Origin of the sequence: Brevibacillus sp. Leaf182 (assembly GCF_001423865.2) — a bacterium.
GTDB classification, from domain to species: Bacteria; Bacillota; Bacilli; order Brevibacillales; family Brevibacillaceae; genus Brevibacillus; species Brevibacillus brevis_C.
The window spans coordinates 120249-133623 of the sequence record NZ_LMPN02000036.1 but is presented as its reverse complement, the minus strand read 5'-3'; the positions used below and the strand labels follow the sequence as shown (position 1 = coordinate 133623).

The 13375-nt window shown below is 43.9% G+C and carries 8 protein-coding genes and 1 other annotated feature; of the genes, 1 reads left to right on the top strand and 7 read right to left on the bottom strand.

The genetic code is table 11. From position 1 onward, the window contains the following. Positions 1-30 precede the first annotated feature (30 nt). The 4 genes from tycA to ASG16_RS27100 form a co-directional block, all read right to left on the bottom strand. Positions 31-3309 (bottom strand): tyrocidine non-ribosomal peptide synthetase TycA, encoded by a 3279-nt coding sequence (tycA, locus tag ASG16_RS27115; RefSeq protein ID WP_056494201.1) that lies wholly within the window; start codon positions 3307-3309, stop codon positions 31-33. A 707-nt stretch (positions 3310-4016) separates the two neighbouring features. After that, positions 4017-5165: an AI-2E family transporter gene (locus tag ASG16_RS27110; protein ID WP_056494204.1), complete on the bottom strand. Its 1149-nt coding sequence runs from the start codon at positions 5163-5165 to the stop codon at positions 4017-4019. A gap of 270 nt (positions 5166-5435) precedes the next feature. Continuing rightward, positions 5436-6626, bottom strand: a complete 1191-nt coding sequence (locus tag ASG16_RS27105) for an MFS transporter (protein WP_056494207.1) — start codon at positions 6624-6626, stop codon at positions 5436-5438. Between the two features lie 3 nt (positions 6627-6629). Further along, on the bottom strand, positions 6630-7046 hold the full coding sequence (locus tag ASG16_RS27100) for a MarR family winged helix-turn-helix transcriptional regulator (RefSeq protein ID WP_056494210.1): 417 nt from the start codon (positions 7044-7046) through the stop codon (positions 6630-6632). A gap of 146 nt (positions 7047-7192) precedes the next feature. On the opposite strand from ASG16_RS27100, the gene ASG16_RS27095 reads away from it, so the two are divergent. After that, positions 7193-9307, top strand: coding sequence for a hypothetical protein (locus ASG16_RS27095; protein ID WP_056494213.1), 2115 nt, complete (start codon positions 7193-7195; stop codon positions 9305-9307). Positions 9308-9379: 72 nt separating this feature from the next. Here ASG16_RS27095 and tyrS read toward each other — a convergent pair whose 3' ends face one another. From tyrS to ASG16_RS27080, 3 genes are all read right to left on the bottom strand, one after another. Further along, positions 9380-10648, bottom strand: a complete 1269-nt coding sequence (gene tyrS / locus ASG16_RS27090) for a tyrosine--tRNA ligase (RefSeq protein ID WP_483296483.1) — start codon at positions 10646-10648, stop codon at positions 9380-9382. A 56-nt stretch (positions 10649-10704) separates the two neighbouring features. Further along, positions 10705-10933 (bottom strand) — a binding site (T-box leader). A gap of 175 nt (positions 10934-11108) precedes the next feature. Beyond that, positions 11109-11333, bottom strand: coding sequence for a hypothetical protein (locus ASG16_RS31415; RefSeq protein ID WP_056494216.1), 225 nt, complete (start codon positions 11331-11333; stop codon positions 11109-11111). A gap of 361 nt (positions 11334-11694) precedes the next feature. Continuing rightward, positions 11695-13359, bottom strand: coding sequence for a DUF6138 family protein (locus ASG16_RS27080; protein ID WP_056494219.1), 1665 nt, complete (start codon positions 13357-13359; stop codon positions 11695-11697). Positions 13360-13375: the final 16 nt, after the last annotated feature.

Below are 13375 nucleotides of genomic sequence, written 5' to 3'. Positions count from 1 at the left end.
TAACCCTACAAAATAGTAGCAACTGCTTATTTATTTAAGCGTATTGGCCAATAATTCGAAGATGTCGTCCATTTCTTCCATCTGAAGTCCTTTTAGACTAAAGTCACTGGGTGTCCGCTCGACTTCTTTTTTCTGCAAGCAATGTGTAATGATTGCCCGGAGATGTTTTTGATAGTTCTCACTCAGTTGATGAATGGACTCTTCTTTAAACTGCTCCTCGCTGTAAGTAAACGTGATGAGAAGCTCTCCACCTTCAATTCTTCCTGTAATATTCAAGGCGGTATAAATCTCCGAATCGGGGCTCAGATTGTTCTTCCCATCCGCACCGAGCGTGTTGCCTGAACTATACGGAGAACGGCTAAACATTTCGTTGGTAAGGCCTGCGTCAAATTGACCCAAGTAGTTAAACGTCACTTCGGGTTGCAAGGAAAAAGACAAGGAACGCCGTTTTTCCGGTTCTGTCATATATTTTAAAATTTCATAGCCAATGCCTTTATTGGGGATCTTCCTCAGGTTTTCTTTTGTGCATTTGATATGGTCAGGTAAGTGATTCATTTGACTCAAATCTAGTAAAACTGGATATTGGGAGGTAAACCATCCGATTGTTCTTGTCACGTTAGCGTGTTCGATCACATCCTCGCGCCCGTGCCCTTCCAGATTAATCACGATTTGGTCAAGCCCGCTCCACTCTGCAACGGCCAGCCCCAACGCTGCCAGTAACAAATCATTGATTTCTGTTTGATAAGCAGAATTTGCCTGCTTCAACAATTGTTCGGTTTCCTCTGCTAGCAATCCGACCTGTATGTTGCGGATACTCTTCTGTTTGCTGCCCACCGTTTCATAGTCCTTCGGAAGGGAAGCATTCCTAGCTCCTGATTCAAGATTCTCCCAATACGGGATTTCACTCATCAACTCATCACTATTCGCATACTCGTTCAACCACACTGCCCAATTTTTAAAAGAATCCGTTTTTTCCGGGAGAACGATTTCTTTTCCTCCTAGTACCTGACTGTATGCAGTTGCTAGATCCTCAAACAGAATGCGCCAAGAGATTCCATCCATGACTAAATGATGGATGGCCAAAAACAAATGATCGCCTTGGAGTGTATGGAACAAGGCTGCCTTCACCAACTGTCCCTCTTGTAAATTCATGCTGCCATGCAATCGTTTTGTCTCTTCTTCGATTGCTTGCTGGACATCCGAATGCGAGGTCAGATCATATTGAAGGAAATGGTATAATTCGCTATCCAACCCACGATTTTGTTGTACGATTCTCCCATTCTCGTTCCGATAGACCATGCGTAGTGCGTCATGATGTGAAAGAATTTTATCCAAGGCCTGTTGGATGGCTTCAGGATCAAATCCCTGTTCGCGATACAATACATACGATTGATTCCAATGGAACATATTCGTAAAGTTCTTTTCAAAGAACCATTGTTGAATGGGCGTTAAGGTAACAGGGCCTTCGATGATTCCCTGCTCGCTTCTCCTCGTCGTATTTTTAACATAGAGAGCAACCTGCGAAATGGTCGGGTAATTCAGCAAATCTTTCGTGTCTAGCTTTAGTTGATAGGCATGCAAACGAGCAGCGACCTGGATCGCTTGAATGGAATCCCCACCGAGTGAGTAGAAATTGTCGCGAATCCCAATTTTCTCAATTCCCAATACCTCTTGCCACACAGTTGCGAGAATCGATTCTGTCTGATTTCTGGGAGGTTCATATGCAGGATTTGTCTCAGCAGTAACATCGGGTTCTGGCAATGCTTTGCGATCAATTTTGTCATTCGGCGTAAGCGGCATTTTATCCAGCTTTACGAAATACGAAGGAAGCATGTACGCAGGAAGCTTTTGAGCGGCAAATTCTCTGATCTGCGCAGGGGTTACTTCCTCTGGCGAAATAAAATAAGCGCACAAATAGGGTTGAGCGTGTTGGTCTTCTCTAGCGATTACCACTGCCTCTTTTATTTGTTCATGTTTCAGCAAAACGGACTCGATTTCTCCTAGCTCAATCCGATGACCCCTGATTTTCACCTGATGGTCGATTCTGCCGAGAAACTCGATTTCTCCATTCGGCAGCCATTTGGCTAGATCTCCTGTCCTGTACATCTTCTCTCCTGGTACGAACGGATTATCTACAAATTTTTCGGCGGTCAAATCCGGGCGATTCCAATATCCTCTGGCTAAGCCTACTCCACCTATGCATAATTCGCCTTCACTGCCAATTGGCTGTAATTGAAGCTCTTCATTGACAATATAAGCGGACGTATTTTGAATCGGTTTGCCGATTGGGATCGTTTGGTTGACGAGCACATTGGAAGGTGCCTCCCAAATCGTCGCGCAAATGCTTGTTTCCGTAGGTCCGTATGCATTCACGTACCGGACTTTGTTTTTCCATCTATTTACTAAAGGGAAGTTGGCAGCAGAACCTGCCGTGATCATGATGCGAAGTGAAGTAATATGATCTGGGTTGAGGTGAGTCAAATATGTGGGTGGCAACGTGATGATGGTCAATTCATTTTCATTCAAATAGTTTTCAAAACTGATGAAATCATGAATCGTCTGTTTCGAAAGGACGTAGAGGCTGGCACCGGTTAGTAAAGCCATGAACATTTCCCATACCGATGCATCAAAAGACATGCTGGCAAACTGTCCAATCCTGTCTGCAGGTGTTACACCGAACGCATTTTGAAAGAATGATTGCAAATTAGCGATTCCTTTATGCTCCAGCATGGTTCCTTTCGGCTTGCCGGTTGTGCCTGAAGTATAGATGACATACGCCATGTCAGTAGGTTTGCTTGGCAAGTGAAGATTGGAATCTGCACGAGAATCCAGATGTTCTTCCTCGAGTACGACTACAGGTCCACGGTATCCGACGTCATAAACAAGTTGGCTGACTTTTTTCTGAGTGATGACGATTTTCGTTTGACTGTCTTGCAGGATATATTGAATCCGATCTCGGGGATATTCGATATCGATAGGAACATACGCTCCGCCAGCCTTGAGGATGGCAAGAATAGCTGTCACAGTTTCAATGGATTTCTCCATCATCACACCGACAATGCTGTCTCTTGTAATCCCTTTTTCAATCAGGGCTCTTGCCAATTGGTTGGCTTTTCGGTTGAGCTCTTGGTAGGTCAAGCGCTCATTTTCATAAACGATGGCAACTCGGTGTGGCACAGCTTCTGACTGTTCCTCAAACAACTGATGAATCGACTTATCCTGTGGATATTCAGCCTTTGTATCATTCAACAAGGCTACCTGTTCTTTTTCCCACTCCAAGTCGATAAGATTGGCCTGATTTGCTAACATATGTCCCCTCCGATAATTGGCAAACTTTTGTCTATCATGAAGTGTGACAATACAATGTGATGGCCAAACAAGTGAACGACACTACAAGGAAATGGTCTGCTAAATCTGAAGATGAAGCCTCAGTGACGAATGGATCACATTGGAAATTCCTCATCAACACCATTTAATATAATGGGCAAATGTAACAAAATATGTGGGTTTTTGTATCTTTTTTGTAAGTATTACCCAAATTCATATTACTATGGTCATGAACCAATTTTCACCTACAAATTTTCCGTGATTTTACATTTTTTCACAATGGGAATAATTCCCTGTTTACTCAAAGCGGTTTTCAGGACAAAAGTCACCTACCATATCTTGGTCAAAGCATGTGCACTGATACTCTAGCCTAATGGATTCAGGACATGATTCCCGACCATTACGAACGAAAAAAATACATTACCTGAAAACAAATGTGCTGGCCTGCACACCTCCTTACAATCCAGCAGAATAACGTATTCATATGCACCTGTTCGAGAAACTGTTATTCATTATAACAGAGAGTGTTTTGGAAATCAGTTAAAAAATAGGGATTTTTTGTTAATTGTGTTACTTTTTACCCAAACCCTCTTTCAATCCCTACAAAAAAGGCTCACACTTTCTCGTTTCATTCGAAAGTGTGAGCCTTTTGATTTACGACTTCATTGTGGAATCGAAACGGTGGACACCTATTCTTTCAGGAAAATATTCTTGTCCTTCAGTCGCTTGTTCGTCGTGCTTCTGACAAGAGTATATACGACGGCATAAGCAGGGATTCCAAGCAGCATTCCCATCAACCCGAACAATGCTCCCCCAACCAATAAGGCTGCGATCACCCATAAGCCATCCAATCCGATTGAATTCCCTACCACTCTTGGATAGATAAAATTACCTTCAATTTGCTGCAAGACAAGAATAAAGACAATGAACCAAACAGCCTTCACTGGATCGATCATTAAAATAATAAAGGCACTTGGAATCGTCCCGATATAAGCACCAAAAATCGGAATGATGCTCGTTACGCCAATGATCACACTCACAAGGAGTGCATACGGCATATTAAATGCCCACATCCCTACAAAACAAAGCCCGCCAAGAATGAGTGCCTCTGTTAACTGGCCTGAGATGAAGCCACTAAATGCACGATTTGTGATTTGTCCAATTTCTACAGCTCGATCCGCCTTTGCTTTTGACGAATAGGCATAAACGAGTTTTTTCGCAATGAGCGTCAGCTTTTCCTTATAGAGGAGCAGATAGACGGACAACATCAGCCCCATGATGACATCGATAAAGCTAACGGTAAACATTTTCGTGTATGTCAGTAATACAGGAATGGAAGTCAGGAAAAAATGGCCTAACTTATTTACAATTTCATTCCACTTCTCCATAAGTGTATTCCATAAATCGCCGGACAAGTTAAACCTCTCTGCAAAACCATCAACGAAAGCCTTTAACGATTGCATGTCATTCGGAATACTTGCCGCAAGCATGGAAATACTCGTGAGAAGCTGAGGGACAATAAACCACATAAGAAATGTAAAAAAGACCAGGACAGTCGCCAAAGTTAACAGGATCGAAAAAGGACGTTTTACTTTTGACCAGATTCGATTGTTACTGCGGGTAAGGGGCGAGAAAAGTCTTTCTTCATAAAATCTCATTAAAATGTTCAAGATGTAAGCAATGGCAATCCCATAAATTACAGGATCTAATAAGTCAAATATTTCATAGATAAATGACTTGACAGAAGGGAAATTCCAGACCACAGCAAACAGCAATACGGTGTAAGTCGCGATCATTATGTACTTCTTTATATCTCGCCAGTGTACTTTCTCCATCATTTTCTAGCTGACTCCTAACCTTTGTGAGTTCTAAGTTGAGCGGTTTGTTCATAAACTTGTTCATAAACTTTTCCATTACTATGTCCACTCAAAAGTATACTATGTTTTTCAACCGTCCGTTATCATTTTTCCACTTTCACTAAAACTTCCCTCGAACTTTCCATAATCCTATATCAAAAACATTGCTGAAAAAGATAACAGGCTACCCACTAAGGGCAGCCTGCCTATCTTTTATAGGGGACCTGATTCCCCCTTTTTTACTTGGATGAGTTAGGCAGTACGCATCAATTCCCGATCGCGTTTTCCGTGTAGCCAGTGATAAAGCGGGATACTGAAAAGGATGAAGGCAACCATCCCGACGAAAATCGTACGATATCCCGTATGTGGTACGATAAATCCGAGCAGATAGGGCCCGATTCCTAATCCTAGATCGTACAAAATATAGTACGTAGAGGTTGCTAATCCAAAGCGATGCGGATCTGTCACCTTCACAGCTACGGTTTGGGCAATGGAGTTAAAGTTTCCGTAACCTACTCCAATCAATGCAGCAGATAGCAGCAGCATCCAGGAAGTGGAGGCTTGACTGAATAAAAGCATCCCGACAGCAAATATCACCAGGCTGGGGTATGTCACGATGTTCGCCCCTCTTGCGTCCATTAGCTTTCCTGAGAATGGTCGCGAGAGGATAATGACAATGGCATACACCAGGAAAAAATAACTGGAAGCGGAGGAGAGATTAATTTCTTCCGCATAAAACGATAGAAATGACAAGACACCCGAATAGCTGAAGCCGATTAATAAGGCGATGAATGAAATCGGCAAGGCTTTCGGCTCGATGAATTTCGAAAGCAGGGAACCTTTTGTTTCCTCTTTCACACTTGAGGAAGGAAGCGGAACATTGATTTTTGCCATGGCATAAAACAGCAAACAAATCAGGGAAAACACAACATTCATCGTAAAGATCCAGGTGAAACCATTTTCAAGCCGCAATAAGATCATGCCGAGAAAAGGACCAATCGCGGTGGCTAAAATCGCACTTAAACTGTAATAGCCAATCCCCTCACCCTTGCGTGACGCTGGCAAGATTTGAGCAATAATGGTTCCTGTTGCTGTACTCGCAATACCAACGGCAATCCCTTGCAGCAATCGATTTACCAGTAGCAAACTGATATGGCCAGCAAAAAAGTAAAGCAACGAGGTGACAGCAAAAAATGCTAACCCAATCCAAAGCGTTTTTTTCGTACCAATATGACTAATGGCTCTACCAGTGAGTAGGCGGCCAATCAAAGCACCAATGATAAAGATACTGGATACTAATCCGGCTGAACTCGTTGAAGCGTGAAATTCTGTTTTGGCATACGAAGCAATCGTAACCATTAGTAAGAAAAACATAAGTGTCAAAAGAAAATTGATGAAAGAAACAATAACGAACTCTTTCGTCCAAAGCCTATCCTTATTCACTGCTTACCCTCTTCTCTTTAGGTTCATGATTATTTTTTCTAGTATGGTGGCTGCTGCGTCTCTTTCTTCTGGTGAGATGCCCTCCAATATTTCTTCCAAGAACGGATCAGTCGCTTCCATAATCGTCTTATGTAGCGCTTCACCTTTCTCTGACAAATACATAATTTTTTGCCGTTTGTCTGATCCAGATGAGATCAAAATGATTTCACGCGCAGCTAATTTTTGCGCAATAGGTGTAATAGCCGGCTTCTCTACTTGCCAATAATCGGCGACATCGCTAAAAGTAGCAGAACCGTTATTTTTCAGATAACGAATTAACGCCCATTGTGTAACGGATATACCGAATGGAAGTAACTCCTCTTGCAATTGGTTATTGTACATACGATGTGTGAATGCGACTTTTGAAAAAAACGGGTACATGTTAGCTCCTTTGTATTAGTTAATTAATTTAATTAATTATATCTCTTTTCTTGCTGTTTGAGAAGGTCTAAATCATGCTGGGTTAGCTTGTGGCTTTTTCCGTGCACATTCGTCTAACCTATATCATCATTCAAAAGGAGAAAATCATGATGGTAAAAAGGTTTTTCGTACTTCCCTTCTTATTCTTGCTTTTCTTGGTCCTTTATTTTCCAATACCTACACTTGCGAAGGAATCCTCCTTTCAAAATCTGTATTATGTGTTTAGCTGGGATGAGGCAGGCAATATCCGTATTACCGATCTGGCGAAAAATGAAATCCTCTCTTCTATTCAGTACCAAGCCGAATATGGCACCATCTATAATGCGATGACTCCTTCCCTTCCGAAAGGCTCCAATCAAATAACGTTGGATCAAAGTCCACCCTTTCAATCAGGTGCGGCCATCGAAATTCGCTCCGAATCGTTTGGCGGCAGAATGAATGCTCCGCTTGTCCATCAGGCAAAAGTAACTGCGGTCCGTGGAAATGACGTCTATTTCTCTTCTGCTACGACAAAAGTCATCGACCGGAACATTTTTATCAAACGGGGCAGTTACTGGGTTCGCAAATGGGATGATGTTAAGGTGGAACAACAGGAGACCGCTACCGGTAACACAATCATCGTCACAGGCCATACTCCGATTTCAGTGGTTACAACACAATATGAATTGCACAAAAATAGCCCTGCCATCGATGTCACAGTAAAAACCAGCTACAAGCAAGTGGCAAAGGTTTTTCGAGAGGCATTCGCCCTGCAATTCAAACCAAAAGTAACAGAGGTATACCGCAAAAACCGGAAAGTGGACACACAAGCATTCCAAGCATCTTACTGGCTGGATCACCAAGGTGCGAAATTCGGTCAAGGGAAGCAAGCAGCTTTTTTGTACCATGCTCCCAACGTGTCGTCACTTGAATTGAATACAATGCAAAAACAGCTTATCGTCAATCTGGATCACATGAACGATCACAGATACGTACAGCAAGGCTCTACGAATCAAGTCGGAAAAGTCCGCCACGCTTCCGAATATCGTGCAAACGATGAACGGACGAATTCATTCTCGTTGGTAGTTGGGTATCAACCGAAGCTCATGCCGCGATTTATGAGTCAGCCTTCTGGCTATTTGGCGACACATGTATGGACAGAGCATGCTGACGAGCAGACGCTGCAAACGAATCGAGCTATTTATTTCGGCTCCGAGAAGATTACATCGTCAGCACAAGCGACAGGCGGTTTTGTCAAACACCGGATTCCAGTTACGAAAAGCGTATTTTACTCCAATCCGTATTTTCAAGTGAAATCACCTATCAATGTCGCCATTGCGCAAAGTCCTGAATTTTTGCAGTTTCTGGATGATCTGAATCGGAACGGTGATGATATTGGTCTGCATACCCTCTATCCTTACGAAATCAGGCACTATCAAAAAACGACGGAAGATGCGTTGCAAGTAATGAAAGATCACTTCCAAAGCAGGACCTGGATTGACCATGGGTATTTGAAGACCAGCTTTGCGTTTAACGGGCTCGACAATCAAACTGCGAATTACTTGGCGCATCAGTGGGGAAAATACGGCACCTCGTATTTTTGGCATTACAGCTCAGAGGATATCGCCAATCCGAATAATGGCCTTGATCTGTACCAAACTCAGAAAGGCGACGCCCTGCGCACCCCTCTCTATTGGTCGCATCCGACAGTGACTGGTTCGTTTTTTTCATGGTCGGCTGCCACCATTCCGGAAGATACACTGTATCTGTATCGGGAGCAAAATCTCCAGCAGCTCATTCAAAATCGTGGGGTTTTTATTAACCATACCTACTTGGCAAGATTTCCGGCCAAAAAGCAAGGCGGGAAATTTGTCATTCGAGATGCCAAAGGTAACTGGATCATTCATCCCGATTTTGACCGCTTGTTGAAGCGAATGGGCGCGCTGCGGGATCAAGGCAAATTGCATTTGACGACGGTACGTGAAATCATGGATTATTGGCTCGCCCTCTCTCAAGTCAGAATGGAATATGCACCAAACGGCTCTGTTGTTCTACACAATGATGGCATGCGCAAGATTTCTGGTCTTTCCATGGCGACAAAAGCTTCGGAAGTCTATGTGAACGGGTTGAAGCCGTCGCAGAAGAAAGCGGATGGCGATCTTATTTTTTGGTTCGATCTGGAGCCGAATGCAGTTGCGGTTATTGCTGCGAATAAAATGGATAGTGCTGCACTCCCGAAATAAAAGGAAAATCAATGCTCTCAAATACAAAAAAGCTTCCCTTCATGTTTCCAGGGAAGCTTCTTATTCCTTCATCTATTGAGACAATTTTACCAAGCTGTAGTTTTTCTTGCCTTTGCGGATAATGATGAAGCGACCTCCGATAGCGAGACTTGGCGTTACTTCCAGTTCCAGATCGGTAACGCGCTCGCCATTCATGGAGATAGCGCCTTTTGTAATATCCTCACGTGCTTGACGCTTGGATGGCTCAATGCCGATCTCAACGAGCCAGTCGACAATGTTCTTCGTTTCGAGGGTAGATTCGAATGTCGGCATTTCTTTGAACCCTTGCTCGATCTCATCTGCCGATAGTGATTTAATATCACCTGTAAACAAAGCTTCTGTAATACGCTTCGCCTGCTCCAGCAATTCCTCGCCGTGCACAAATCTCGTCATTTCCTCAGCTAGCGCTTTTTGAGCTTCGCGTTTATGTGGCTCGGATTGTACTTTTTCAGCCAGCTCTTCAATTTGCTCTTTCGAGAGGAACGTAAAGTATTTCAAGTATTTCACAACATCGCGGTCATCCGTATTCGCCCAGAATTGGTAGAATTCGAATGGTGTTGTTTTGTTTGGATCAAGCCAAATGGCTCCTCCTGCTGTCTTCCCGAATTTCGTACCATCTGCCTTCAGCATCAGAGGAATGGTGAGACCGAATGCTTTCGCTTCTGGTCCTTCTTTTTTGCGGATCAGATCGAGACCGCTAGTGATGTTGCCCCATTGGTCGGAACCGCCGATTTGCAGTTGAACATCTTCATGTTTGTACAGATGCAGGTAATCCAGCGATTGCAGAATTTGATAGGAAAACTCCGTAAACGAGATGCCGCTTTCCAGTCTGCTCGACACAACATCCTTGGCAAGCATCGTATTGATGCTGAAGTTTTTACCGTAATCTCGCAAAAATTCAATGACATTGATTTTGTGTGTCCAGTCATAGTTGTTCACCAAACGGATTTGGTTGTCGCCTTCTGTTACGAACAGCTTCTTCATTTGTGCGGTGAGCGCATCTACGTTCTCCTGAATTTGTTCCAGTGTTTGCAAAGAGCGCTCAGATTGACGTCCGCTCGGATCACCAATCGTCCCTGTTGCACCACCGATCAAAATGACCGGACGATGACCAGCGAGCTGGAAGCGTTTTAGTACCATGAAAGGAATCAAGTGACCGATATGCATGCTGTCACCTGTTGGATCGACACCACAATATAGCGAGACTGCTTTTTCATTCGTTAATTCTCGCAGCCCTTCTGCATCTGTTTGCTGATTGATGGCTTCGCGCCATTCGAGTTCGTCGATAATATTCACTGCCATACACTCCTTCAATCTCCTATGGTAAAAACAAAAAATCGCCCCTTGTCTATTGTAGACATAGGGACGATTGAATAACCGTGTTACCACCCATCTTGCACCAATGAACCCAGCGTTAGCGCAGGCCATTCATGCCACTCGTAGCGAGTTATCGTTCGCGATTCCGCTCGGCATTACCCGAGATACTCCAGAGTGTAATTCGCTCGCTTATTGTGTACCGGGTTCCATCAACCCCCGGCTTTCTAGGACAGGGAATAAGCTGCTACTGGGCTCTTTCAACGTATGTTTCATATGAAATTAAAGTCAGTATAGTGAATTCAAATAGCAATGTCAACCATGTTGCAATGATTCCGCTACGATCCCTTATTTTATTTTCGTGAGACCGTCGGAGGTGAGTTCAAAAACAGTTGTTGCGACTTCATGTAAATACCTTCGATCATGCGAAATACTGATAATCACACCGTCAAAAGCCTTTAAGGCGCTGCACAGAAACAGGAGTCGTCAACGGACTGAAGTTTCGGGTCGGTGCATCCAGTATCAATATTTCGAACTGATCCAAAATCATTTTCCCCAATAATCGGACTTTTTCCAGCCCCTTGATCGATAAATGAATCTGTTTCGATAGCTGTTTGTTCGTTATTTGCAGTACTTCCAATGAAAAGTCGAGGATTTGTTTACTGCCAGGCACATGTACCGCAGAATCAAATCGGGTTTCTGTTCCAACAGACTTAAAAAACGGTATTTGAAACGCTCACCACCGGACAGAACACCCATCTTTTTATCTGAATCCAATTCACAAGTTCTTTGCTCCAATGATTTTCGGCAAAAAAGTCGGCGATGGTCATTTGTTTTTCTTCGTCCGATAGCTCCTGAGAAAGAAAACCCATGGAACATTCGTTTCTCAACACTTTCCCTTCAAATGTGCTCTTGTTTATTTATGATAGGATTGGCTTTTCCAATAAATAAACAGTTGCGCAAATGATTCACCCTCCGTTCCACGTAGTTGCGTTCAATATAGCATGGCCTTCTAAATAATGTAAATGAAGCAGCTATTCGACCAAGGCCAGCACTTGTGCAAGCTTGTCTTTGAGGGGGGAAGCTTCCTTTTTTACCGCCTGTGCGAGCTTCTTATTCCCTCCAAAAAGACGATAAATAACAGTCTCCCGATGGTAATCTTCCATTGCTGCAAGCTCCTCTATGAGTGCATCCACCAGTTCGGCACGATCGAGGGTGATATTTTTCAAAGGCTTCGCCGAGTCGCTACTGCCAAGCACCAGAGAGACGAGTACGGGGATATTCTCTACGGTTATACCATGCGCCTCCATAAAAGCCATGGCAAAATCGTCCTGGGCAGACTGATGCTCCGTGTCGACCAGCTCCATATAGCGGCGAAAGAGTGGAAAATAATCGCTGCTAGACAAGCCAAGAGCCAGCACCGCATAGGTGCCAGGCATGACGGATTTTTCACTAGGCTCTACATCCCCGTACCAAGCAAACTCCTCCATCGCAAGCTCGGCATATTCTGCGATTTTCGGGTATAAGCCAGGATATCGGGACGCATTGCCAAAAAACTGGTGGAGACCTGACTTCGCCAGTTTTTTTACTGGCAGGTAGTGCTTTTCGCTGCTTTTCAGCTTGAGCTTGTACCCTTTAGGAAAGCCTTCACGCAAAAGGCCGTTGATAAAATCGATGGCTTCACCGTAGGCCGTTTCTTCCTCAGATATAATCCGGATGTCGATCGCTTGCAAAACATCATTGGCATTTGCTTGAATCAGACTGCTTTTATACTCGTTTTCAAAGCGACCACTGCCCCGTTTTACGTAGTCCGCAGCCTGCTTGGAGCCAAGCTGAACAGCGAGGTCCAGGAACTTCTTGCGGGTGTCCGACTCCTTGTTACCTATTGCGAGAGCGACGTACAGGAAAAAGTCCAGCTCCTCCGTTTTTAGTTCCTGACGTTCCTGCTCAGGTTTCAAAACCCAATCCATTCCATAATGCCCGGTACGATCGAAAAATTTGACTAAAAAGCGCTCATTCGCCCAGCCTTTTAAAGCTAAAGTAGCGTGGTATGTCCACGAATCACTGCGTTCTTTATTGGAGCGCAGCTTTTCACTAAGACGCTGGATGAGTGGTTCGATAAGCTCTTGCTTCTGTTCCATCAAATCAGGATTGACGAGACAATGGGCGAAGAAGAAATCGTCTCTTTCTTTCGGACGTACAGGAAGCTCCGCTTTAATTTTTGTCTCGATAAATTGATCCAGTGTTTGTTTTAGACTCTCGCGTTTTCGCTCGTTCATGAAATGGCGAGCATGGCATTGCACCGATTGTTTCCACTCGAATTCGAAAACAAGCTCGAAGTGGTAATTAAAAAAGTGAGAATCATAGTCGGTGGAATGGAACAGGGATTCCATTCGATCACACAGTGCGGGGAAAAACTCATTCATGAGCATTTCCTCTGTAAGCTCCTCAATATAAGAGCCAGCATCGTATTTGTACGAGTCGTCACTCCAACTGAAAGGTTCGTGGACATCCACGTGGATTTTGCCATTGGTCCAATTAGGTTTTCCTTTTCTCCACGCCACTCTCAGGTAGTCTTTGACCCCCGCCTGCAGTAGACTCCAGTCTTTGATCTCTTTGATCCGCTGGTTCTCTTTTTGGTAAATTTCTTGGATGGAAGTCCATACTTCGTTTAGAAATGCTTCTGTTGCCTGATGCATTGACTGACTCTCCTCC

Bases quoted from the DNA above. Each gene is read 5' to 3' on its own strand.
- tycA (WP_056494201.1), bottom strand. From the start codon at position 3,309: ATGTTAGCAAATCAGGCCAATCTTATCGACTTGGAGTGGGAAAAAGAA.
- ASG16_RS27110 (WP_056494204.1), bottom strand. From the start codon at position 5,165: ATGATGGAGAAAGTACACTGGCGAGATATAAAGAAGTACATAATGATC.
- ASG16_RS27100 (WP_056494210.1), bottom strand. From the start codon at position 7,046: ATGTACCCGTTTTTTTCAAAAGTCGCATTCACACATCGTATGTACAAT.
- ASG16_RS27095 (WP_056494213.1), top strand. From the start codon at position 7,193: ATGATGGTAAAAAGGTTTTTCGTACTTCCCTTCTTATTCTTGCTTTTC.
- tyrS (WP_483296483.1), bottom strand. From the start codon at position 10,648: ATGGCAGTGAATATTATCGACGAACTCGAATGGCGCGAAGCCATCAAT.
- ASG16_RS27080 (WP_056494219.1), bottom strand. From the start codon at position 13,359: ATGCATCAGGCAACAGAAGCATTTCTAAACGAAGTATGGACTTCCATC.